The following is a 21,287-nucleotide window of genomic DNA, read 5'->3' on the forward strand; positions in this document are numbered from 1 at the left end:
ACCGGACGAGCGAAGCCGGGGCTCACTTGATGGTCAGCGCCACCAGTTTGCCGCCGTTGCCGAAGGCATACAGCCAGTCGCCGACCACCAGCGGACGCGCACGCAGGCCGTCACTGTCGATGCGGGTACGGCCGACGAAACGGCCATCGACCTGGCTGATCAGGTGCAGATAGCCTTCCAGATCGCCGAACGCGACGTAGCTGGAGAACACCGCAGGCGACGACAGCTGGCGGCGCGCCAGGGCGTCGTTGGTCCACAGCGCCGACGCGGAACGCTCGTCGATGCTCTCCACAGTGCCGCTGGCCAGGGTCACGTACACGTTGCCGAAGCCCTGGGCCACCCCCATGGAACTGGACGCCTCGCGCTGCCAGATCACCCGGCCGCTCTGCAGGTCCAGTGCCGCCACGCGGCCCTGGTAGGTGACCACGTACAGCTGGCCACCGGAGAGCAGCAGGCCACCGTCGATGTCGACGATACGGTCGAGCTCGGAACGGCCCTGGGGAATGGCCACGCGCTGTTCCCAGACCGGGATGCCGCGCTGCGCGTCCAGCGCGATGACCTTGCCGCTGGACAGGCCGGCGATGGCCAGCTGGTTGGTCAGCAGCGGGCTGCCGGTACCGCGCAGGGTCAGCACCGCCGGGGTGTTCTCGAAGATCCAGCGCTGCTGGCCGCTGTAGGCATCCAGCGCGACGAGGGTGTCGTCCTGGGTCTGCACCAGCACGGTGTCGCTGCTGATCGCCGGTGCGGAGAGCACTTCGCTCGGCACACGGGCGCGCCATTTCTCTTCACCGCTGGACGAATCCAGGGCGATCACCTCACCCTTGAGGGTGCCGACCACGATCATCCCGTAGCCCGCCGCCACGGCGCCGGACACCGGAACGTCCAGCTCCTGCTTCCAGGCGACCTTGCCGGTCATGCGGTCCATGGCCACGACCAGGCCTTCGACGTCGGCGGCGAAGATCTGCTCGCCATCGACCACCGGCTCGAGCATGTTGTAGATGTCGCCCTGACCGTTACCGATCGAGCGGCTCCACTCTTTCTGCAGCTTCACTTCCTCGGTGAACTTGGGAAGCTCGGCAGGCGGTAGTTCTTTCTTGCTGTTGCTGCTGCAACCCACGGCCAGAACGGCCAGGGCCAGCAATGCGGCATTCTTCCAACGCATCACGTCATGCATCCCCTTTGGCCAGGTCGTCGATCTTCAGCTGCAGACCACCGACGGCAGCTTCTTCAGCCAGCGCGCCCTTGGCTTTCACATAGGCGGCGTGTGCATCGTCGGTACGACCCAGCTTCACCAGCAGGTCACCCCGAAGCTCTTCCCGACTGGCCAGGAAGGCCTGGTCGGCATCGCCGTCGAGCAGCTTGAGCGCTTCGTCGGCCTTGCCCTGGGCAGCCAGTACACGGGCCAGACGCTGACGAGCGAGCTCGCCCAGGGTCTCGTTGGCCGGCTTGTCGACCACGCTGCGCAACTCGGTCGCCGCGTCGTCCAGCTTGCCGGACTCGACCGCGACCTTGGCCACGAACAGGCTGCCGTACTGGGCGTACTGGGTGCCGCCGAAGTCTTTCTTCAGCTGCCCGGCGAGCGTGGCCACCTTGGCGGCGTCCGGCTGACCGCTCGGGGTCATGGCCGACTCCAGCAGTTGCTGATAGATAATCGACGCGCCCTGCGCCTGGTTGGTCTGGTACTTCTGCCAACCCTGCCAGCCGAATACCGCGATCAGCGCCAGGGCGCCACCCGCCAGCAGTGGCTTGCCGTTACGATCCCACCAGTCTTTAAGGCCGGCCAGTTCATCATCATCGCTGTTCAACGCCACCCCAATACTCCTTAATCGCTAAATCGCTCAAGCCTGCTGGGTGCAGGATGCCAGATGGTCGGCAAGATCCGACCAGGCAATGCTTTGTTGTTCGCTGTCGTCGCGCAAAGGTTTGCAACCTACCACGCGCTTGGCCAGTTCGTCCTCACCGAGAATCAGAGCATACAGGGCTCCGCTCTTGTCGGCCTTCTTGAACTGGCTCTTGAAGCTGCCACCGCCGGCATTGACCAGCAGGCGCAGCCCCGGAACCTGGCTACGTACGTCTTCAGCCAAGGCCAGTGCAGCCAACTCAGCCGCTTCGCCGAAGGCGCAGATGAAGGCGTCGGCCGGGCGGTTCAATTCAGCGGGTACGCACTGCAGGGTTTCGAGCAGCAGCACCAGGCGCTCGACGCCCATGGCAAAACCCACGCCTGGAGTCGGCTTGCCGCCGAACTGGGTGATCAGCCCGTCGTAACGACCGCCGGCGCATACGGTGCCTTGAGATCCGAGTTTGTCGGTCACCCACTCGAATACGGTGCGGCCGTAGTAATCCAGGCCGCGCACCAGCTTCGGGTTGATCTCGTACTTGATGCCGACGGCATCCAGACGCGCCTTGAGGCCGTCGAAGTGCACGCGGGACTCGTCATCCAGATAGTCGTGCAGCGTCGGGGCATCGGCGAGCAGCGCCTGGGTCTGGGCGTTCTTGCTGTCGAGGATGCGCAGCGGGTTGGTGGTCAGGCGACGCTGGCTGTCTTCGTCGAGCTGATCGAAGCGCTCGCGCAGGTAGGCCACCAGGGCGTCACGGTACACGCCGCGGGCTTCGCTGGACCCCAGGCTGTTGAGTTGCAGGGTCACCGCGTCGGCCAGGCCGAGCTGCTTCCACAGGCGCCAGGTCAGGGTGATCAGCTCGGCGTCGATGTCCGGCCCTGGCAGGTTGAACACTTCCACACCGATCTGGTGGAACTGGCGATAACGGCCCTTCTGCGGCTTCTCGTAGCGGAACATCGGGCCCGCGTACCACAGCTTCTGCACCTGACCGCCACCGGTCAGGCCATGCTCGAGCACGGCGCGCACGCAGCCGGCGGTGCCTTCGGGGCGCAGGGTCAGGGATTCGTTGTTGCGGTCGAGAAAGGTATACATCTCCTTGTCGACCACGTCCGTGCCCTCACCGATGCCCCGGGCGAACAGGTCGGTGAACTCGAGGATCGGCAGGCGGATTTCCTGATAGCCGTAGCTGTCCAGCAAGGTCGCCAGGGTGGTTTCCAGGTAACGCCAGGCCGGGGTCTGCTGCGGCAGGATATCGTTCATGCCACGAATGGCTTGCAGGGACTTGCTCACTTGTTTTCCTTAAGCACGGGTCAGCCGCGCACGATCACGGCCGCATCGGCTGCGGCCTTTTCGGCCGCCTTTTCGCGAATCAGCTTTTCCAGCTCATCCACCAGGTTGGTATTGGTCAGTTTGGAGGCCGGCTTGCCGTCGATGTACACTAGGTTGTTCGGCGTGCCACCGGTCAGGCCGATATGCGCTTCCTTGGCTTCGCCAGGGCCGTTGACCACGCAGCCGATCACCGCCACGTCCAGCGGCACCAGCAGGTCCTCGACGCGGGTTTCCAACTCGTTCATGGTCTTGACCACGTCGAAGTTCTGGCGCGAGCAGCTCGGGCAGGCGATGAAATTGATGCCCCGCGAACGCAGGCGCAGCGACTTGAGGATATCGAAACCAACCTTGATCTCCTCCACCGGATCGGCAGCCAAGGAAATGCGGATGGTGTCGCCGATACCTTCTGCCAGCAGCATGCCCAGGCCCACCGAGGACTTCACGGTACCGGAGCGCAGGCCGCCGGCTTCGGTGATGCCCAGGTGCAGGGGCTGTTCGATCTGCTTGGCCAGCAGGCGATAGGCTTCGACGGCCATGAACACGTCGGAGGCCTTCACGCTGACCTTGAAGTCGGGGAAATTCAGATGGTCGAGATGCTCGACATGGCGCAACGCGGACTCGACCAGCGCCTCGGGCGTCGGCTCGCCATATTTCTTCTGCAGGTCCTTTTCCAGGGAGCCGGCGTTGACGCCGATGCGGATCGGGATGCCCTTGTCGCGCGCCGCCTCGACCACCGCCTTGACGCGGTCCTCGCGGCCGATGTTGCCCGGGTTGATGCGCAGGCAATCGACGCCCAGCTCGGCCACCCGCAGGGCGATCTGATAGTCGAAATGGATGTCGGCCACCAGCGGCAGGTTGACCTGCTGCTTGATGCGTCCGAAGGCCTCGGCGGCGTCCATGTCCGGCACCGAGACGCGCACGATGTCGGCACCGGCCGCTTCGAGGCGACGGATCTGCTCGACGGTGGCAGCGACATCGTTGGTGTCGGTGTTGGTCATGCTCTGTACGGCAATCGGGGCATCGCCGCCGACCGCTACCGAGCCGACCCAGATCTTGCGAGAGAGACGACGTTTGATCGGTGATTCACCGTGCATATTACTGCCCACCCAACTTCAAGCGTGCGGTTTCACCGGAGATATGCGGCGTCACATCGACAGCAGCACCGTTGTAGGTCACCTGGGCGCCGCGGGCAAAGCCCAGGCGCAGTTCCATGGGCGCCTGGCCACGTACATCCAGGCTGTCACCGCCGCGTTTCAGGCCGCTGGCGACGACCTTGCCATTGGCATCGGTCACCTGGATCCAGCAATCGGCGGTGAATTTCATGCTGACCAAGCCTTCGCCGGCCGCGACCGGGGCCTGGGGCTGAGCGGCTGCGGCGGCAGGCGCCTGGGCAGCCGGTGCGGCTGGCGCCACAGGGGCAGTCGATTCACCAGGCGCAGCAGGAGCCTGCTCGGCGGGCGCGGCCTGGCCAGCTGGCGGGTTCTGCTCCAGCAGCTCGGTGGCGGTAGCCGGCGGCGTTTCGCTCGGGGCTTCCTCCGCCTGCTCGGCCGGCACGCCTGGCAACGGCAGGTCGGTGCCCTGGCTCTGCGCTTCGGCAACGGCCTGGTCTTCCGGCTCGTCGAGCGGATGAATCTGGGTGCTGCCATCGGCACCGTCGACTTCGACATGGCCCAGGCCGACGTTCTTCAGGTCGTCGAGCTGCCAGCCCTGGTCCTGCCACCAGTAGAAACAGGCGCCACCGACGCCGAGCAGCAGCAAAAAGCTGACCAGGCGCAGAATGCTCTGCGAGTAGCGTGTCGGCTCCTCGATCCGGCCCAGCGCGTGCACGCTGCTGCCGGTGGCGTTGCTGCCGGTGAACTGATCGAAGTCAGCCACCAGGGGCGCCTGCTCCAAGCCGAGCAATTTCGCATAGGCGCGGATGTATCCACGGGAGAAGGTGTTGCCCGGCAGTTTCTCGAACTCGCCAGCCTCCAGCTGGCTCAGGCGCATCGGCGTGAGGTTGAGCTGGGTGGCGACTTCGGCCACCGACCAGCCTCGGCTCTCGCGCGCTGCACGCAGGGCTTCTCCAGGATTGACGCGATGAGCTGCTGCAACTTCGGGTTGGGCCGCTTTCATCTTTGCTCCGACAGATATTGCTGATATTCCGGCGTACCGGGATAAAGACGTTTCAACTGCAGGCCGAGGCTGGCAGCACGGTCACGATCCTCGAAGATCGTGGCCAGGCGTGCGCCCAGCAACAAGCTGCGGGCATTCTGCTCGGAAATGGCGCTGAAGCTCTCGTAATAGCTGCGCGCCGGCACGTACTCGCGATCTTCGAAGGAGAGATTGGCCATCTCCAGCAAGGCCCGTGGCTGGCGGCTGTTGAGGCGCAACGAACGCTCGAAATAAGTTTTGGCCTCCTGACGCTGGTTGAGCATCATGGCGGTCATGCCCATGTTCTCGAACACCCTGGCGCGCTCGGGATAGAGGCTGTCTTCGGCAGCCAGCCGATAGCGCTCCATGGCTTCCCCGTAGCGTTTCTGCTCGAACAGGAAACCGCCGTAGTTGTTCAGCAGGCGGGCATCCCTGGGGTTCTTGGACAGCGACTTGCGGAAATGTTCATCGGCCAGCTTGGGCTCCATCTCGCGCTGGAACACCAGGGCGAGCACGGCGTGGGCATCGGCACCCGAAGGGTCGATGTCCAGCGCGTTCTTCAGCGGCACCTTGGCCGGCCCGGTCTCGCCCTGCTGCAGATAACCGATGCCCAGCTGCACGAAAGAATCGTAGGCCTTCTTGCGCCCTTCAGGCGTTTTCATCGGGTCGACGTCACCGGTGGATACGCACGCGGTGAGCAGACCGGCACCGAACAAGAACAGCAGGGAACGCAGCACGGTCATGGAGATCCTCTCAGTTACGGCTGGCGGTGGGACGCGCCACCTCGGCATCGGCGTTCAGCTGGCGCACGGCGATATAGCGCTCGCTGCGCCGGGTGCGGTCCATGACCTGGCCGACCAATTGCCCGCAGGCGGCATCGATGTCCTCGCCACGGGTGGTACGCACCGTGACGTTGTGTCCGGCCTTCTGCAGAAGCTCCTGGAAACGGCGAATCGCATTGTTGCTCGGACGCTCGTAACCCGAATGGGGGAACGGGTTGAAGGGAATCAGGTTGATCTTGCAGGGCACGTCGGCCAGCAGCGCGACCATCTGCTCGGCGTGCTCGAGTTTATCGTTCACGTCCTTGAGCAGGGTGTACTCGACTGTTAGCACACGTTTCTCGCCAAGGCGGGAAACGTAGCGCTTGCAGGCGGCCAGCAGCATGTCCAGCGGGTACTTCTTGTTGATCGGTACCAGCTGGCTGCGCAGCTCGTCATTGGGCGCGTGCAGCGACAAGGCCAGGGACACGTCGATGACCTCGGCGAGCTTGTCGATCATCGGCACCACGCCGGAGGTCGACAAGGTGACCTTGCGCTTGGAAATGCCGTAGCCCAGGTCGTCCATCATGATCTTCATGGCGGAAACGACATTGTCGAAGTTCAGCAGCGGCTCGCCCATGCCCATCATCACCACGTTGGTGATGGCACGGTCGATCTTCGCCGGCACGCTGCCGAACGACTTGTTGGCGATCCATACCTGGCCGATGATCTCGGCGCTGGTCAGGTCGCTGTTGAAACCTTGCTTGCCCGTGGAGCAGAAGCTGCAATCCAGGGCACAGCCCGCTTGCGAGGAAACGCACAGTGTGCCACGCCCGCCCTGGGGAATGTACACGGTCTCCACGCAGCTGCCCGACGCCACCCGCACTACCCACTTGCGCGTGCCATCGGAGGAAATGTCTTCGCTGACCACTTCGGGCCCGCGAATGTAGGCAGCGGCCTCGAGCTTCTCGCGCAAGGCCTTGCCGACGTTGGTCATGGCGGCGAAATCATCGACGCCGAAGTGGTGAATCCACTTCATGACCTGACCGGCACGAAAGCGCTTCTCTCCGAGGCTGTCGAAGAACTGCTCCATTTCCGGCTGGGTCAGGCCCAGCAGGTTGATTTTGCCATTCGTGTCGGTCATGACGTCACCTTCGCACGCTTCGCCTTAGCGAATGCGGGCGTTGATCTCGGTAGCGGAGAAGAAGTAAGCGATTTCGCGAGCAGCGGAAGCTTCCGAGTCGGAACCGTGAACGGCGTTCTCGTCGATGGAAACGGCGAAGTCGGCACGGATGGTGCCGGCAGCAGCTTCCTTCGGGTTGGTAGCGCCCATCAGTTCACGGTTCTTGGCAATGGCGTTCTCGCCTTCCAGGACCTGAACGATGACCGGACCGGAGGTCATGAAAGCGACCAGATCCTTGAAGAAACCACGCTCGCTGTGCTCGGCGTAGAAGCCGGCCGCTTCGCGCTCGGACAGTTGCAGCTGCTTGGAAGCAACGATGCGCAGACCGGCTTCTTCGAAGCGGGTGGTGATCTTGCCGATCACGTTCTTAGCAACGGCGTCCGGCTTGATGATGGAGAAGGTACGTTGAACAGCCATGTGAAACTCCAGAAACGGTGGATTAAAGCCAAAAATTAAACCCGCGAATTATACGCGGGTTCCAGTCAAAAGCATAAGAGCGATGCCCCAAGGTGGCACCTGCTCGGCATAAAAGGCCGGCTATCGTCCGGCCCACGCTTACTGCGCTTCTTCGATCCAGGCTGCCTGAATGGCTTCGAGGACCTTCTCGCCGCCGCGCTGCGGGTCGTCGGAAAACTCCGGCAGCTCGACCACCCAGCGGTGCAACTGGACGAAATTGACATAACGGGGATCGACGTCCGGCTTGCTGTCGGCGAGCTGGATGGCGATTTCGAGCACATCAACCCATTTCAGGCTCATGGCGTGGCTTCCTGATCAGTGCGGCGCTTCGGCGGCGTGGTTGAGCGAGTACTTGGGAATCTCGACGGTGATGTCCTGCTCTCCGACGATCGCCTGGCAGGCCAGGCGCGACTGGGCTTCCAGCCCCCAGGCCTTGTCCAGATAATCCTCTTCGAGTTCGTCGGCTTCGTTCAGCGAGTCGAACCCCTTGCGCACGATGCAGTGGCAGGTGGTGCAGGCACACACACCGCCACAGGCGCTTTCCATCTCGATATGGTGCTCGTGGGCCAGCTCCAGAATCGACGTACCGGACGGCGCCTCGACCACCAGCCCTTCAGGGCAGAATTTCTCGTGGGGCAGAAAAGTTACCACGGGCATCGCTTATTCCTCGATCTCATTCAGGCTGCGCCCGGCCAGCGCGGCTTTAACCGTCGAATCCATGCGCCGGGCGGCAAAGGCATCGGTCACCTGCGACAGACGCTTGGTCTGCTGCTCGATGGCCAGGCCATCGGTGCCCGTCAACAAATCACGTAATTCCTGCATCTGCAGTTCGATCACCATTCGCTCTTCGGCATCCAGCAAACGCTCGCCATCGGCCTGCAGCGCACCCTCGACCGCTTCGAGCAGACGCTGGGCGTCGACCTGCTGCTCACGCAGCACGCGCGCCGCCTTGTCACCGCCGGCGTGCTGGAAGGAGTCCTGCAGCATGCGCGCGACTTCACCGTCGGTGAGGCCGTAGGACGGCTTGACCTGAATGCTGGCTTCGACGCCCGAGGCGAGTTCACGGGCGCTGACGCTGAGCAGGCCGTCGGCATCGACCTGGAAGGTCACCCGGATCTTCGCCGCCCCCGCCACCATCGGCGGAATGCCGCGCAATTCGAAACGTGCCAGGGAGCGGCAGTCGCTGATCAGCTCGCGCTCGCCCTGCAGCACGTGGATCATCATGGCGCTCTGGCCATCTTTGTAGGTGGTGAACTCCTGGGCACGGGCGACCGGAATGGTGGTGTTGCGCGGAATCACCTTTTCCATCAGCCCGCCCATGGTCTCCAGCCCCAGGGACAACGGAATGACATCGAGCAACAGCAACTCTTCGCCGTCGGCCCGGCGGTTGCCGGCCAGGGCATCGGCCTGGATCGCCGCACCGATGGCGACCACCTGATCCGGGTCGATATCGGTCAGCGGCTGACGACCGAACAGCTCGCCGACCGCCTCGCGCACCCGCGGCACCCGGGTCGAGCCGCCGACCATGACCACCGCACCGACGTCCTCGACCTCGATACCGGCATCACGCACCGCACGGCGACAGGCCTTCAGGCTGCGCGCCACCATCGGCTCGATCAGCGCCTGGAAATGAGTGCGGAACAACACAGCGCGCCATTGGCCGTAACTTACCTCGACGCTGTCGGCACTGGTCAGCGCTTCCTTGGCGGCGCAGGCCGCCTGCAACAGGCTGCGCTGGGCGCCAGGCTCGATATCGGCCGACAGACCGGCCTGCTCGACGATCCAGCCGGCGATGGCATGATCGAAGTCATCGCCCCCCAGGGCGCTGTCGCCCCCGGTGGCCAGCACTTCGAACACGCCGCCGGTCAGGCGCAGGATGGAAATATCGAAGGTGCCGCCGCCCAGGTCGTAGATCGCCACCACGCCTTCGGCCTTCTGGTCGAGACCGTAGGCCACCGCAGCGGCAGTCGGCTCGTTGAGCAGGCGCAGCACGTTCAGGCCGGCAAGCCGCGCGGCGTCCTTGGTGGCCTGGCGCTGGGAGTCGTCGAAATAGGCCGGCACGGTAATGACCGCGCCAACCAGCTCGCCACCCAGGGTCGCCTCGGCACGTTGACGCAGCACCCTGAGAATATCGGCGGACACTTCGACAGGGCTTTTCAGGCCTTGCACGGTGTCGATGAACGGCATGTGCGACTCGCCCGCCACGAAGCGGTAAGGCAACTGCTCACCCAATTGCTTCACGTCGGCCAGGCCGCGCCCCATCAGGCGCTTGACCGACAGGATGCTGTTGAACGGGTCGCTGGACGCCTGGGCGCGGGCGGCCTCGCCGACTTCGACGTGATCGGCATGGTAACGCACGGCCGAAGGCAGGATCAGGCGCCCCTCGGCATCCGGCAGCGGCTCGCTGACGCCGCTACGCACGGCCGCGACGAGGGAATTGGTGGTGCCCAGATCGATCCCTACCGCCAGGCGACGCTGGTGGGGTTGTGGGCTCTGTCCGGGCTCAGCAATCTGCAATAAAGCCATAGGTAGTCGGTGCTTATCTGGGTATCAGGCACGGCCACGGCAGCCGCGCGAGCATTAATCGTCGAGGCGCTCTTCGAGATGGCGCACCTCGTGGGAAAGCTTGTCGAGGAACTGCATGCGGCGCATCAGGCGTTCAGCCTCTTCTCGGCGCGCATCGTCTTCCCAAGCCTCGGCGAAGCGTTCGTTCAACGCCTGCTGAGCCACCTTCAGTCGCCCCTTGAAGGCGGCTACGCCAGCCAGGTCGGCTTCGTCCTGCAGGTCTTCGAGCTCTTCACGCCACTGCATCTGCTGCATGAGGAAGTCGGGATCCTGCACGGTGACTTCCAGCGGCAACTCGGGCCCGCGCATCGCCAGCAGGTAACGCGCCCGCTGCGAATCGCTCTTCAGCGTGCGATAGGCCTCGTTGAGGCTCGCCGAACGCTCCAGCGCCACGCGTTGCTCGCGCTCGGAGGCATCGGCGAAACGATCGGGATGCACGCTGCGAGCCAGCTCGCGATAACGGATGGCCAACTGGTCGAGATCCAGACGAAAGCTCGGCTGCAGCTCGAACAGGGCGAAATGACAAGGACCGGAACTGTTCATCAGATGTTGAAGCTTTCGCCACAGCCGCATTCGCCACGGACGTTCGGGTTGTTGAACTTGAAGCCTTCGTTCAACCCTTCCTTGACGAAATCCAGCTCGGTGCCGTCGAGGTAGACCAGGCTCTTGGGATCGATGATCACCTTGACGCCATGGCTCTCGAACACCTGGTCTTCGCTTGCGGTTTCGTCGACGAACTCCAACACGTAAGCCAGACCGGAGCAGCCGGTAGTGCGGACGCCCAGGCGGATACCCTCACCTTTTCCACGCCCATCGAGGGAACGCTGGATGTGCTGGGCGGCAGCCTGAGTCATGCTGATAGCCATCGACAAACCTCCTTAGAGCAAACCTTTCTTCTGTTTGTAATCGCGTACGGCCGCCTTGATGGCGTCCTCGGCAAGAACGGAACAGTGGATTTTCACGGGCGGCAACGCCAGTTCTTCGGCGAGCTGGGTGTTGCTGATGGTGACAGCCTCGTCCAGGGTCTTGCCTTTCATCCACTCGGTCGCCAGGGAGCTGGAGGCGATGGCGGAACCGCAACCGTAGGTCTTGAACTTGGCGTCTTCGATAACGCCCGCGTCACTGACCTTGATCTGCAGGCGCATCACGTCGCCGCAAGCCGGCGCGCCGACCATGCCGGTGCCGACGTCTGGGTCTTCCGCGTTCATCTTGCCGACGTTACGCGGGTTCTCGTAGTGGTCGATGACCTTTTCGCTGTAAGCCATTTTTCAATCCTCTCTCATCAGGCGCCGCTCACCGGCAGCTTTTAGTGTGCTGCCCATTCCACCTTGGAAATGTCGACACCTTCTTTGAACATATCCCAGAGCGGCGACAAGTCGCGCAGCTTGGTAACGGCCTCGCAGACCTTCTCTGCGGCGTAATCGACTTCTTCTTCGGTGGTGAAGCGGCCGAAGGTGAAGCGAATCGAGCTGTGCGCCAGTTCGTCGTTGCGACCCAGGGCACGCAGCACGTAGGAAGGCTCCAGGGACGCCGAGGTACAGGCCGAACCGGACGAAACCGCCAGGTCCTTGAGAGCCATGATCAGCGACTCGCCTTCGACGTAGTTGAAGCTCAGGTTCAGGTTGTGCGGCACGCGGGCAGTCATGCTGCCGTTGATGTACAGCTCTTCCAGGCCTTCGACCTGCTTGAAGAAGCGGTCGCGCAGGGCCAGCACCTTGGCGCTCTCGGCGGCCATCTCTTCTTTGGCGATACGAAAGGCTTCACCCATGCCGACGCACTGATGGGTCGCCAGGGTGCCGGAGCGCATGCCACGCTCGTGGCCGCCACCGTGGGTCTGGGCTTCCAGACGAATACGCGGCTTGCGGCGTACGTACAGCGCGCCGACGCCTTTCGGGCCGTAGGTCTTGTGCGCCGAGAAGGACATCAGGTCGACCTTCAGCGCTTGCAGATCGATGTCGACCTTGCCGGTCGACTGCGCGGCATCGACATGGAAGAACACGCCACGAGCACGCAGCAGTTCGCCGATCGCGGCGATGTCGTTGACGGTACCGATCTCGTTGTTGACGTGCATGATCGACACCAGCGTGGTGTCCTCGCGCAGCGCCGCCTCGACCATGGCCGGGGTGATCAGGCCATCTTCGCCGGGCTCGATGTAGGTGACCTCGAAACCTTCACGCTCGAGCTGACGCATGGTGTCGAGCACCGCTTTGTGCTCGATCTTCGAGGTGATCAGGTGCTTGCCCTTGCTGGCGTAGAAAGTAGCGACGCCCTTGATGGCAAGGTTGTCGGACTCGGTGGCACCGGAGGTCCAGACGATTTCGCGCGGGTCGGCGTTGACCAGCTCGGCCACCTGGCGACGGGCGTTCTCGACCGCTTCCTCGGCTTTCCAGCCGAACACGTGGGAACGCGAAGCCGGGTTGCCGAAGTTGCCTTCGTTGGTCAGGCATTCGATCATTTTCTGCGCAACGCGCGGGTCGACCGGCGTTGTCGCGGAGTAATCCAGGTAGATTGGCAATTTCATTTTTCGGTATCTCCTAATCAGGTCTCAGGCCGGCGCCTTGCGTGCTCAATCGACGGTGGACGCTTCAATCTTATCCAGATGGTGCGCCCTGCCGTTGTTGGCGCAGCGACGTTGGTCCTGACGCTGGGCGACTTCCTGCACTTCGCGGCGCGTGACCAGATCGGCCAGGCTGATGCCGCTGAGAAACTCGTGAATCTGCTGGCTCAGGTCGCACCACAGGTGATGGGTCAGGCAGATGTCGCCGGAGTGGCAACCACCCTGCCCCTGACACCGCGTGGCATCGACGGATTCGTTAACCGCGTCGATCACCTCAGCAACCTGGATGCCCTGCATGTTGCGCGACAGCTGATAGCCACCACCCGGCCCGCGTACGCTGGAAACCAGGCTTCCACGACGCAGCTTGGCGAACAGCTGCTCGAGATAGGAAAGGGAAATGCCCTGACGCTCGGAGATATCGGCGAGGGATACCGGCCCGTTCTGGGCATGCAGCGCCAGGTCGAGCATGGCAGTCACGGCGTAGCGGCCTTTGGTAGTCAGTCGCATGAAGGGTTACCAAGGATTCACAATGTGAAGCGATTATCTCCTTTTCCGAGTATTTGAGTCAACTATAAGACCAACCAAAACACTCGGGTTTAGGAACCCCTTGCCACGCAAAGTGGCGGCGGATCATAGCAAAGCCAGACCCGCCCCGCATCACGCAGCCGGCTTGCCACCCTGCTCCTTGCAGACCCCGGCGAAATCCTCGTCACGCAATTGCGGCATGTCCTTGGCGCAGTAGTCACTGCCCAGCTTGCCCAGCGCGCCGCAAATGCCTTCGAGGCGATTGTCGACCGCATGCAGGTGGTCGAGCAGCTGACCGATCGCACGCGCCACCGGGTCAGGCATGTCCTGGCTGACCCCGTAGGCGTCGAAGCCCAGCTTGTCGGCCATGGCCTGGCGTTGCGCCTCGAGCCCGTCATCACCCTTGACGATGATCTTGGCCGGGATGCCGACCGCGGTCGCCCCCGCCGGCACCGCCTTGGTGACCACCGCGTTGGAGCCGATCTTGGCACCTGCGCCCACGGTGAACGGGCCGAGCACCTTGGCGCCGGCACCCACCACCACACCATCCTCGAGCGTCGGGTGGCGCTTGCCCTTGTTCCAGCTGGTGCCGCCCAGGGTCACGCCCTGATAGAGCGTCACGTCGTCGCCGATCTCGGCGGTCTCGCCGATGACGATCCCCATGCCGTGATCGATGAAGAACCGCCGGCCGATCACCGCCCCGGGGTGAATCTCGATCCCGGTCAACCAGCGACTGAAATTCGACACGCCACGGGCCAGCCACTTCCAGCCGGAGGTCCACAGCGCATGGGCGGCACGATGCAGCCACACCGCATGCAGCCCGGGGTAGCAGGTGACCACTTCGAAGGCGTTGCGCGCCGCCGGATCACGATGGAATACACCCTGGATATCTTCCCGCATGCGCTCAAACATCAGTCTTTCCCCGTTTATGGTGCTCACCGCGCGCGGCCTTGAGGGTCTCGGTCAGGATGCCGCGCAAGATATTCATTTCCAGCCGGGTCACTTCGGCGCGCCCATACAGGCGGCGCAGGCGACTCATCAGGTGCCGCGGGCTGGCGGGATCGAGAAAGCCGATTTCCACCAGCGATTTCTCCAGATGCCCGTAGAAGGACTCCAGCTCATCCGCCGTCACCGGCTGATCACCCTCCTCGACAGGCGCCTCCTGCCGCGGCATGACCGGGGCACTCTCACGAGCCAGGGCCGCCATGCGCACCTCGTAGGTCAGCACCTGCACGGCAGCCGCCAGGTTCAGCGAGCTGAACGCCGGATCGGAAGGGATGTGCACGTGAAAGTGACAACGCTGCAGCTCTTCGTTGGTCAGGCCGGCGTGCTCACGCCCGAACACCAGCGCCACCTCGCCCCCCTCGACGGCCTTCTGCACCGCCGCCACGCCGCATTCACGCGGATCGATCAGCGGCCAGGGAATGCGCCGCTCCCGGGCACTGGTGCCAAAGGCCAGACTGCAGCCGACCAGCGCCTCTTCGAGACAGGACACCACCTGCGCGGAATCGAGAATATCGGTAGCGCCGGAGGCCCGGGCGACCGCTTCCTCACTGGGAAACTGGCGCGGCTCGACCAGCACCAGGCGCGACAGCCCCATGTTTTTCATGGCCCTGGCCACCCCGCCGATATTGCCGGGATGACTGGTGTTGACCAGTACCACTCGAATGTTCTGCAGCAAGGTAGACGCCCGCGTCGGATAAATGAGGTGACAAATCTTACAGAAGCACCCTCCTTTGTGTCATGCAGGACACGGACGGCACTTCATGCGACGGGCTTTTCTGCTAGAATGGCCGGCTTTATTACGACCCCAGGTGAACTTCCATGCAGCCCATGCTGAACATCGCGCTGCGCGCAGCCCGTAGCGCCGGTGAAATGATCTTCCGCTCAATCGAACGCCTGGACGTCATCGCCGTAGATGAAAAGGACGCCAAGGACTACGTGACCGAGATCGACCGCTCGGCCGAGCTGATGATCGTCCAGGCCCTGCGCAAGGCGTACCCGACCCACAGCTTCCTCGGCGAGGAAGGCGGCCTGCTCGAGGGCAGCGGCGAAGGCGCTGACTACCAGTGGATCATCGACCCGCTCGACGGCACCACCAACTTCGTGCGCGGTGTTCCGCACTTCGCCGTCAGCCTGGCCTGCAAATACCGTGGCCGCCTGGAGCACGCCGTGATCATCGATCCGGTTCGCCAGGAAGAATTCACCGCCAGCCGCGGCCGCGGCGCCGCCCTGAACGGTCGCCGCCTGCGCGTCAGCAACCGCAAGAGCCTGGACGGCGCCCTGCTCGGTACCGGCTTCCCGTTCCGCAACGACCAGCTCGACAACCTCGAGAACTACCTGGGCATGTTCCGCAGCCTGGTCGGCCAGACCGCTGGCGTACGCCGCGCCGGCGCCGCCAGTCTCGACCTGGCCTACGTCGCCGCCGGCCGCTTCGATGCGTTCTGGGAATTCGGCCTGTCCGAGTGGGACATGGCAGCCGGCGCCCTGCTGATCCAGGAAGCAGGCGGCCTGGTCAGCGACTTCAGCGGCGGCCACGAATTCCTCGAGAAGGGCCAGATCGTTGCCGGCAACACCAAGTGCTTCAAGGCCGTGCTGACCGCGATTCAGCCGCACCTGTCGGCCTCGCTCAAGCGCTAATCACGGCGTCAAAAAAACCGGCCTTGTGCCGGTTTTTTATCGCCCATGAAAAAGGCGCTCTCGAGAGCGCCTTTTTCAACCTGCCGAGCGGATTACTGGTCCGACTCGGAATCAGCCAGTACCAGCTTGCCGTCGCGAACCGGGATCTTGCTACCCGGTTCTTCGTCCATGCGTACGCGGCCTACCTTGCCATCCAGATCGTACTTGACGTCGTAGCCGACGATCTTCTCACTGGTGTCGTGGACCGTCTTGCAGCGGGTTTCCGTGGTGGTATAGGTGTCACGCGACTGCATGCCTTCCTGCACCTTGTTACCGGCGTAACCGCCGCCCACCGCGCCTGCCACGGTGGCGATCTTCTTGCCATTACCACCGCCCACCTGGTTACCCAGCAGGCCACCGACCACGGCGCCAATCGCCGTACCGGCGATCTGGTGCTGGTCCTGTACCGGGCGCTGACGGGTGACGGCCACGTCACGGCATTCTTCACGCGGCGTCTTGATGGTCTCGGTTACCGGCTTGACCGCCAGAACCTCGGCGTACTTGGGTCCGCTCACCATGCTATAGGTCGCGACCGCGCCACCTGCAGTGACACCGACGGCACCCAGCACAGCACCAACCAACAATGACTTGTTCATGCGATTCTCCTGATCACAACTGCAGCGCCTATGCGCTCTACTCCCAGCCTTGGAAATGCAAAACGGGCGACAAGTTCCCTTGCCGCCCGTCTTTATGCAGTGCGAATGGTGAATGCATCACACCTCAGGGGCGCTCGTCCGCACCCTCTGCAGTGGCCGGCGGTGGGATCAGATCCTCGGAGGTCAGCTTCAGCCAGATCAGCACGGGGGCGCTGATGTAGACCGACGAGTAGGTGCCCACCACGACACCGATCAGCAGGGTCAGCGCAAAGCCGGCCAGGCTGTCGCCACCGAACACCAGCAGGGCGACCAGCGCCATGGCAGTCGAGGTGGAGGTGGCGATGGTACGCAGCAGTGTCTGCGTCACCGACACGTCGATGTTCTCGATGATGTCGGCCTTGCGCATCATCCGGAAGTTCTCGCGAATGCGGTCGTAGATGATGATGGTGTCGTTCAGCGAGTAACCCAGCATCGCCAGCACGGCCGCCATCACCGTCAGATCGAAGGGCACCTGGAAGAAAGCCAGGATACCAAGCGTGACGATCACGTCATGAGCCAGGGACGCCACGGCACCGACACCGAACTTCCACTGGAAGCGGAACGCCAGGTACAGCAGGATGCCGCCCAGAGCCAGCAGCATGGCCAGGCCACCCTGGTCACGCAGCTCCTCGCCCACCTGCGGGCCGACGAACTCGACGCGCTTGACCTCGAAGGAGCTCTCCGTGTCGATCTGGCGCAGCGCACCCGCGACCTGATTGCCCAGATCGGGCGAATCACCGGCCAGGCGCACCAGCACGTCGGTGGTGGAACCGAAACTCTGCACCACGGCGTCGGCGTACCCGGCCTGCCCCAGCTCACGCTTGATCAGCTCCAGATCGGCCGGTTTCTCGTAGGTCAGCTCGATCAGCGTACCGCCGGTGAAATCCAGACCAAAGTTGAGGCCATGTTTGAACAGGCTACCCAGACCGATAAGGCTGATAACCACGGTGACGGCGAACGCGATGTTGCGTATCGCCATGAACGGAATGCGGGATGGAAGTCTCATAGCCTCACCTCAAATCCACAGTTTCTTGAAGTTACGGCCACCGAAGATCAGGTTGACCATCCCTCGGGTGAACATGATCGCGGTGAACATCGAGGTGATGATCCCGATCGACAGCGTGACGGCGAAACCCTTGATCGGCCCGGTCCCCAGCCCGAACAGGATCGCACCGACCAGCAACGTGGTCAGGTTACTGTCGAGAATCGCGGTGTAGGCGCGGTCGAAACCCTCATGGATGGCGCGCTGCACCGACAGACCGTTATTCAGCTCTTCGCGGATACGTGAATAGATCAGTACGTTGGCGTCGACCGCCATACCCAGAGTCAGCACGATACCGGCGATACCCGGCAGGGTGAGGGTCGCACCGATCACCGACATCAGGCCGACCAGCAGGGTCAGGTTGAACGCCAGGGCGATGGTGGCCAGGAAGCCGAAGAAGCGGTAGATGCAGATCATGAACAGCGACACGAAGATCATCGCCCACTCGGTGGACTCGATGCCCTTGACGATGTTCTCGGCACCCAGGCTCGGGCCGATGGTGCGCTCTTCAGCGAAGTACATCGGCGCGGCCAGACCACCGGCACGCAGCAGCAGCGCCAGCTCGGACGACTCGCCCTGGCCGTTCAGGCCGGTGATGCGGAACTGACTGCCCAGCGGCGACTGGATGGTCGCCAGGCTGATGATCTGTTTCTCTTCCTTGAAGGAGTCGACCTGCACTTCCTTCTCGACGCCGTCGACCATCTGTTTCACGTAGCGGGTCAACGGGCGCTGTTCGATGAAGATCACCGCCATGCTGCGCCCGACATTGCTACGGGTGGCGCGGTTCATCAGATCCCCGCCGTGGCCGTCCAGACGGATGTTGACCTGCGGGCGGCCATTCTCGTCGAAGCTGGCCTGGGCGTCGGTCACCTGGTCACCGGTGATGATCAGCTCACGCTCGAGCTGCACCGGCGGGCGGCCTTCCTCGCGGAAGCCGAACTGCTCGGTGGTGCCACGCGGCGCATTCGGGTCGGCCGCCAGACGGAACTCCAGGTTGGCGGTCTTGCCGAGGATACGCTTGGCTTCGGCGGTGTCCTGCACGCCCGGCAGTTCGACCACGATGCGGTTGGCACCCTGGCGCTGCACCAGCGGCTCGGCGACGCCCAGCTCGTTGACCCGGTTACGCACCGTGGTCAGGTTCTGGCGAATCGAGTACTCACGAATCTCGGCGATCTTGGCCGGCGTCATGGTCACGCGCAGCACCTGCTGGCCACCACGTTCCTGGGCGTTGAGCTCGAAATCGTTGTAATCCTTGCGAATCAGCTGCTCGGCCTTGGCCAGCGTCTCGGCGTCAGCGAAGCCCAGCTGAATGGCGCCACCTTGCTGCGGCATGCTGCGATAACGCACACGCTCCTTGCGCAGCAGGCTCTTGAGTTCGCCCTCGTAGACCTGGCGACGCACGTCCAGCGCCTTGTCCATGTCGACTTCGAGCAGGAAGTGCACACCGCCGGAGAGGTCGAGACCGAGCTTCATCGGGCTTGCACCCAGCTTGCGCAGCCACTCGGGCGTGGTCTGCGCCAGGTTCAGGGCGACCACGAAATTGTCGCCCAGCGCCTTGCGTACGATGTCCTTGGCCGGCAGCTGGTCGCCCTGGCTGACCAGGCGAATCAGGCCGCTGCGGCCCTGTTCGCCCACGTTCGACGCCTTGACTTCGATGCCGGCCTCGGTCAGCGCCCTGCTGACACGGTCGAGATCGGCCTGCGCGATGGTCTGCGCCGAACTGGCCCCACTGATCTGGATCGCCGGATCATCGGGATAAAGGTTGGGTGCGGAATAAATCAGACTGACGATCAGCACAACTGCGATCAGCAGGTACTTCCACAAAGGGTATTTGTTGAGCATGAATGACGCCGCCCGCTTATGACGCGGGGCGCAATATGCGCCCCGCGGGATGGATAAAACTGCAACAGAGACTTAACAGAGCGCTGAAAAACCTGGACGAGGCGGCCAGTGCCAGGCCGATGGCGGCCCCAGGGAGACAGGCGAGGAAGCGATCGGCGCCGCGAACGACTTTACCGGTGTAGATGAGCATTCCGAGCCTGTATCCAACGCAACGATGGCAACGCAGGTAGTTTTTCAACCGCGATCAGATGGCTTTCAGCGTGCCTTTGGGCAGGGTTGCCGCAACGGCTGCTTTCTGGATCTTCAGTTCGACGGTGTCGGACACTTCGATGACCACGAAGTCGTCGCTGACCTTGGAAACCTTGCCGGCGATGCCGCCGCTGGTTACCACTTCGTCGCCCTTCTGCAGGTTGCCGAGCAGGTTCTTGTGCTCCTTGGCGCGCTTGGCCTGGGGGCGCCAGATCATCAGGTAGAAGATGACCAGGAAGCCGATCAGGAAGATCCACTCGAAACCGGTACCAGCCGGGCCGGCAGCAGGGCCAGCGGCGTCAGCGTAGGCAGCGGGAATAAAAAAGCTCATTTGACACTCCTGTTGAAAGATCTTTTGGCCATCGAAAATCAGTCCAGCGGCGGCGTTGGCAGGCCGCGCCGAGCGTAGAAGGCATCGACAAAGGCGGCCAATGTACCCTGTTGAATTGCCTCGCGCAAACCAGCCATGAGGCGCTGGTAATGGCGCAAGTTGTGGATTGTATTCAACATGCTGCCGAGCATTTCGCCGCACTTATCCAAATGATGCAGATAGGCGCGCGAGAAGTGTTTGCAGGTGTAACAGTCGCAGGTCGGATCCAGCGGCGAGTCATCGTGACGGTGGAAGGCATTACGGATTTTCAGCACCCCGGTATCGATGAACAGGTGACCGTTGCGCGCGTTGCGGGTCGGCATCACGCAGTCGAACATGTCTACTCCACGGCGTACGCCCTCGACCAGGTCTTCGGGCTTGCCGACGCCCATCAGGTAGCGCGGCTTGTCGCTCGGCATCTGCCCAGGCAGGTAGTCGAGTACCTTGATCATCTCTTCCTTCGGTTCGCCCACCGACAGGCCGCCGATGGCCAGACCGTCGAACTCCAGCTCGCTCAAACCCTCCAGCGAGCGCATGCGCAGCGACTCGTGCATGCCGCCCTGGACGATGCCGAACAGCGCCGCCGTGCTCTCACCATGGGCCACCTTGGAACGCTTGGCCCAGCGCAGCGACAGCTCCATGGAGGTCTTGGCCACGTCGAATTCGGCCGGGTACGGCGTGCATTCGTCGAAGATCATCACGATGTCCGAGCCCAGGTCGCGCTGCACCTGCATGGATTCTTCCGGCCCCATGAACACCTTGGAACCATCGACCGGCGAAGCAAAGGTCACGCCCTCCTCCTTGATCTTGCGCATCGCCCCCAGGCTGAACACCTGGAAACCGCCGGAGTCGGTGAGGATCGGGCCCTGCCACTGCATGAAATCATGCAGGTCGCCATGGCGCTTGATGACCTCGGTGCCTGGGCGCAACCACAGGTGGAAGGTGTTGCCGAGAATGATCTGTGCGCCGATCGCCTCGATGTCGCGAGGCAGCATGCCCTTGACCGTGCCGTAGGTACCCACCGGCATGAACGCCGGGGTTTCCACCACGCCACGCGGGAACGTCAGCCGGCCACGACGGGCCTTGCCGTCGGTAGCGAGCAGTTCGAAGGACATGCGGCAGCTGC

Annotated in this window: 24 protein-coding genes; 1 reads left to right on the top strand and 23 read right to left on the bottom strand. The window is 63.2% G+C overall.

The window, feature by feature from the left end:
• Window positions 1-22 precede the first annotated feature (22 nt).
• The 18 genes from bamB to trmJ all read right to left on the bottom strand — a co-directional run bounded on the left by bamB (window position 23) and on the right by trmJ (window position 15,025).
• Window positions 23-1,174 carry an outer membrane protein assembly factor BamB gene (gene bamB, locus K8U54_RS03735; protein ID WP_249908935.1) on the bottom strand — a complete coding sequence of 384 codons (1,152 nt, stop codon included), beginning with the start codon at window positions 1,172-1,174 and terminating at the stop codon, window positions 23-25.
• On the bottom strand, window positions 1,167-1,805 hold the full coding sequence (locus K8U54_RS03740) for a tetratricopeptide repeat protein (protein WP_249910389.1): 639 nt from the start codon (window positions 1,803-1,805) through the stop codon (window positions 1,167-1,169). The genes bamB and K8U54_RS03740 overlap by 8 nt, the downstream gene beginning before the upstream one ends.
• 33 nt (window positions 1,806-1,838) lie before the next feature.
• Entirely contained in the window at window positions 1,839-3,128 is a 1,290-nt protein-coding gene (gene hisS / locus K8U54_RS03745) for a histidine--tRNA ligase (RefSeq protein ID WP_249908936.1), read from the bottom strand.
• 20 nt (window positions 3,129-3,148) lie between these two features.
• A complete protein-coding gene (gene ispG, locus K8U54_RS03750; protein ID WP_249908937.1) occupies window positions 3,149-4,261 on the bottom strand; it encodes a flavodoxin-dependent (E)-4-hydroxy-3-methylbut-2-enyl-diphosphate synthase in 1,113 nt (370 codons plus the stop codon).
• 1 nt (window position 4,262) lies between these two features.
• Window positions 4,263-5,282: a RodZ domain-containing protein gene (locus K8U54_RS03755; RefSeq protein WP_249908938.1), complete on the bottom strand. Its 1,020-nt coding sequence runs from the start codon at window positions 5,280-5,282 to the stop codon at window positions 4,263-4,265.
• Window positions 5,279-6,043, bottom strand: a complete 765-nt coding sequence (gene pilW / locus K8U54_RS03760) for a type IV pilus biogenesis/stability protein PilW (RefSeq protein WP_249908939.1) — start codon at window positions 6,041-6,043, stop codon at window positions 5,279-5,281. Before pilW ends, K8U54_RS03755 begins: the two co-directional genes overlap by 4 nt.
• Before the next feature lie 10 nt (window positions 6,044-6,053).
• Entirely contained in the window at window positions 6,054-7,202 is a 1,149-nt protein-coding gene (gene rlmN, locus K8U54_RS03765; RefSeq protein ID WP_249908940.1) for a 23S rRNA (adenine(2503)-C(2))-methyltransferase RlmN, read from the bottom strand.
• Window positions 7,203-7,226: 24 nt separating this feature from the next.
• Complete coding sequence (gene ndk, locus K8U54_RS03770; RefSeq protein WP_013792385.1) at window positions 7,227-7,658, bottom strand: nucleoside-diphosphate kinase; 432 nt, start codon at window positions 7,656-7,658, stop codon at window positions 7,227-7,229.
• 138 nt (window positions 7,659-7,796) lie between these two features.
• Window positions 7,797-7,997 carry a Fe-S cluster assembly protein IscX gene (iscX, locus tag K8U54_RS03775; RefSeq protein ID WP_013792386.1) on the bottom strand — a complete coding sequence of 67 codons (201 nt, stop codon included), beginning with the start codon at window positions 7,995-7,997 and terminating at the stop codon, window positions 7,797-7,799.
• A 15-nt stretch (window positions 7,998-8,012) separates the two neighbouring features.
• Window positions 8,013-8,354, bottom strand: coding sequence for an ISC system 2Fe-2S type ferredoxin (fdx, locus tag K8U54_RS03780; RefSeq protein WP_070887881.1), 342 nt, complete (start codon window positions 8,352-8,354; stop codon window positions 8,013-8,015).
• 3 nt (window positions 8,355-8,357) lie between these two features.
• Window positions 8,358-10,223 carry a Fe-S protein assembly chaperone HscA gene (gene hscA / locus K8U54_RS03785; RefSeq protein WP_249908941.1) on the bottom strand — a complete coding sequence of 622 codons (1,866 nt, stop codon included), beginning with the start codon at window positions 10,221-10,223 and terminating at the stop codon, window positions 8,358-8,360.
• A 54-nt stretch (window positions 10,224-10,277) separates the two neighbouring features.
• Window positions 10,278-10,805: a co-chaperone HscB gene (gene hscB, locus K8U54_RS03790; RefSeq protein ID WP_249908942.1), complete on the bottom strand. Its 528-nt coding sequence runs from the start codon at window positions 10,803-10,805 to the stop codon at window positions 10,278-10,280.
• Window positions 10,805-11,128: an iron-sulfur cluster assembly protein IscA gene (iscA, locus tag K8U54_RS03795; protein ID WP_111460557.1), complete on the bottom strand. Its 324-nt coding sequence runs from the start codon at window positions 11,126-11,128 to the stop codon at window positions 10,805-10,807. The genes hscB and iscA overlap by 1 nt, the downstream gene beginning before the upstream one ends.
• A gap of 12 nt (window positions 11,129-11,140) precedes the next feature.
• Window positions 11,141-11,527, bottom strand: a complete 387-nt coding sequence (iscU, locus tag K8U54_RS03800) for a Fe-S cluster assembly scaffold IscU (RefSeq protein WP_070883324.1) — start codon at window positions 11,525-11,527, stop codon at window positions 11,141-11,143.
• A gap of 41 nt (window positions 11,528-11,568) precedes the next feature.
• The gene (locus tag K8U54_RS03805) at window positions 11,569-12,783 is read right to left on the bottom strand and encodes an IscS subfamily cysteine desulfurase (RefSeq protein ID WP_249908943.1); all 1,215 of its coding nucleotides are present in this window, start codon (window positions 12,781-12,783) and stop codon (window positions 11,569-11,571) included.
• Between the two features lie 45 nt (window positions 12,784-12,828).
• Window positions 12,829-13,326: a Fe-S cluster assembly transcriptional regulator IscR gene (gene iscR, locus K8U54_RS03810; RefSeq protein ID WP_070887886.1), complete on the bottom strand. Its 498-nt coding sequence runs from the start codon at window positions 13,324-13,326 to the stop codon at window positions 12,829-12,831.
• A 150-nt stretch (window positions 13,327-13,476) separates the two neighbouring features.
• On the bottom strand, window positions 13,477-14,256 hold the full coding sequence (gene cysE, locus K8U54_RS03815; RefSeq protein WP_249908944.1) for a serine O-acetyltransferase: 780 nt from the start codon (window positions 14,254-14,256) through the stop codon (window positions 13,477-13,479).
• A complete protein-coding gene (gene trmJ / locus K8U54_RS03820) occupies window positions 14,249-15,025 on the bottom strand; it encodes a tRNA (cytosine(32)/uridine(32)-2'-O)-methyltransferase TrmJ (RefSeq protein ID WP_249908945.1) in 777 nt (258 codons plus the stop codon). Before trmJ ends, cysE begins: the two co-directional genes overlap by 8 nt.
• 143 nt (window positions 15,026-15,168) lie before the next feature.
• Here trmJ and suhB point away from each other — a divergent pair, with 143 nt between their 5' ends.
• Window positions 15,169-15,984 (top strand): type III secretion system regulator SuhB, encoded by an 816-nt coding sequence (gene suhB, locus K8U54_RS03825; protein WP_070887889.1) that lies wholly within the window; start codon window positions 15,169-15,171, stop codon window positions 15,982-15,984.
• Window positions 15,985-16,076: 92 nt separating this feature from the next.
• On the opposite strand, the gene K8U54_RS03830 is transcribed toward suhB, so the two are convergent.
• The 5 genes from K8U54_RS03830 to tgt all read right to left on the bottom strand — a co-directional run bounded on the left by K8U54_RS03830 (window position 16,077) and on the right by tgt (window position 21,276).
• Window positions 16,077-16,619 (bottom strand): glycine zipper 2TM domain-containing protein, encoded by a 543-nt coding sequence (locus K8U54_RS03830; protein WP_249908946.1) that lies wholly within the window; start codon window positions 16,617-16,619, stop codon window positions 16,077-16,079.
• 124 nt (window positions 16,620-16,743) lie between these two features.
• Window positions 16,744-17,664 (bottom strand): protein translocase subunit SecF, encoded by a 921-nt coding sequence (secF, locus tag K8U54_RS03835; protein WP_249908947.1) that lies wholly within the window; start codon window positions 17,662-17,664, stop codon window positions 16,744-16,746.
• Between the two features lie 9 nt (window positions 17,665-17,673).
• The gene (secD, locus tag K8U54_RS03840; RefSeq protein ID WP_249908948.1) at window positions 17,674-19,542 is read right to left on the bottom strand and encodes a protein translocase subunit SecD; all 1,869 of its coding nucleotides are present in this window, start codon (window positions 19,540-19,542) and stop codon (window positions 17,674-17,676) included.
• Between the two features lie 244 nt (window positions 19,543-19,786).
• Window positions 19,787-20,122, bottom strand: a complete 336-nt coding sequence (yajC, locus tag K8U54_RS03845; protein WP_070887893.1) for a preprotein translocase subunit YajC — start codon at window positions 20,120-20,122, stop codon at window positions 19,787-19,789.
• A 38-nt stretch (window positions 20,123-20,160) separates the two neighbouring features.
• Entirely contained in the window at window positions 20,161-21,276 is a 1,116-nt protein-coding gene (tgt, locus tag K8U54_RS03850; RefSeq protein WP_249910390.1) for a tRNA guanosine(34) transglycosylase Tgt, read from the bottom strand.
• Between the last annotated feature and the right edge of the window lie 11 nt (window positions 21,277-21,287).

Source organism: Pseudomonas fulva (assembly GCF_023517795.1).
In the GTDB taxonomy this organism is placed as follows: domain Bacteria; phylum Pseudomonadota; class Gammaproteobacteria; order Pseudomonadales; family Pseudomonadaceae; genus Aquipseudomonas; species Aquipseudomonas fulva_D.

What these genes read in the sequence shown, in the direction of transcription:
- rlmN (WP_249908940.1), bottom strand. Translation starts at nt 7,202, where the DNA reads ATGACCGACACGAATGGCAAAATCAACCTGCTGGGCCTGACCCAGCCG.
- suhB (WP_070887889.1), top strand. Translation starts at nt 15,169, where the DNA reads ATGCAGCCCATGCTGAACATCGCGCTGCGCGCAGCCCGTAGCGCCGGT.
- yajC (WP_070887893.1), bottom strand. Translation starts at nt 20,122, where the DNA reads ATGAGCTTTTTTATTCCCGCTGCCTACGCTGACGCCGCTGGCCCTGCT.
- secD (WP_249908948.1), bottom strand. Translation starts at nt 19,542, where the DNA reads ATGCTCAACAAATACCCTTTGTGGAAGTACCTGCTGATCGCAGTTGTG.
- bamB (WP_249908935.1), bottom strand. Translation starts at nt 1,174, where the DNA reads ATGCATGACGTGATGCGTTGGAAGAATGCCGCATTGCTGGCCCTGGCC.
- iscX (WP_013792386.1), bottom strand. Translation starts at nt 7,997, where the DNA reads ATGAGCCTGAAATGGGTTGATGTGCTCGAAATCGCCATCCAGCTCGCC.
- hscB (WP_249908942.1), bottom strand. Translation starts at nt 10,805, where the DNA reads ATGAACAGTTCCGGTCCTTGTCATTTCGCCCTGTTCGAGCTGCAGCCG.
- iscA (WP_111460557.1), bottom strand. Translation starts at nt 11,128, where the DNA reads ATGGCTATCAGCATGACTCAGGCTGCCGCCCAGCACATCCAGCGTTCC.
- K8U54_RS03805 (WP_249908943.1), bottom strand. Translation starts at nt 12,783, where the DNA reads ATGAAATTGCCAATCTACCTGGATTACTCCGCGACAACGCCGGTCGAC.
- ispG (WP_249908937.1), bottom strand. Translation starts at nt 4,261, where the DNA reads ATGCACGGTGAATCACCGATCAAACGTCGTCTCTCTCGCAAGATCTGG.
- fdx (WP_070887881.1), bottom strand. Translation starts at nt 8,354, where the DNA reads ATGCCCGTGGTAACTTTTCTGCCCCACGAGAAATTCTGCCCTGAAGGG.
- secF (WP_249908947.1), bottom strand. Translation starts at nt 17,664, where the DNA reads ATGAGACTTCCATCCCGCATTCCGTTCATGGCGATACGCAACATCGCG.
- ndk (WP_013792385.1), bottom strand. Translation starts at nt 7,658, where the DNA reads ATGGCTGTTCAACGTACCTTCTCCATCATCAAGCCGGACGCCGTTGCT.
- K8U54_RS03830 (WP_249908946.1), bottom strand. Translation starts at nt 16,619, where the DNA reads ATGAACAAGTCATTGTTGGTTGGTGCTGTGCTGGGTGCCGTCGGTGTC.
- cysE (WP_249908944.1), bottom strand. Translation starts at nt 14,256, where the DNA reads ATGTTTGAGCGCATGCGGGAAGATATCCAGGGTGTATTCCATCGTGAT.
- pilW (WP_249908939.1), bottom strand. Translation starts at nt 6,043, where the DNA reads ATGACCGTGCTGCGTTCCCTGCTGTTCTTGTTCGGTGCCGGTCTGCTC.
- tgt (WP_249910390.1), bottom strand. Translation starts at nt 21,276, where the DNA reads ATGTCCTTCGAACTGCTCGCTACCGACGGCAAGGCCCGTCGTGGCCGG.
- hscA (WP_249908941.1), bottom strand. Translation starts at nt 10,223, where the DNA reads ATGGCTTTATTGCAGATTGCTGAGCCCGGACAGAGCCCACAACCCCAC.
- iscU (WP_070883324.1), bottom strand. Translation starts at nt 11,527, where the DNA reads ATGGCTTACAGCGAAAAGGTCATCGACCACTACGAGAACCCGCGTAAC.
- iscR (WP_070887886.1), bottom strand. Translation starts at nt 13,326, where the DNA reads ATGCGACTGACTACCAAAGGCCGCTACGCCGTGACTGCCATGCTCGAC.
- K8U54_RS03755 (WP_249908938.1), bottom strand. Translation starts at nt 5,282, where the DNA reads ATGAAAGCGGCCCAACCCGAAGTTGCAGCAGCTCATCGCGTCAATCCT.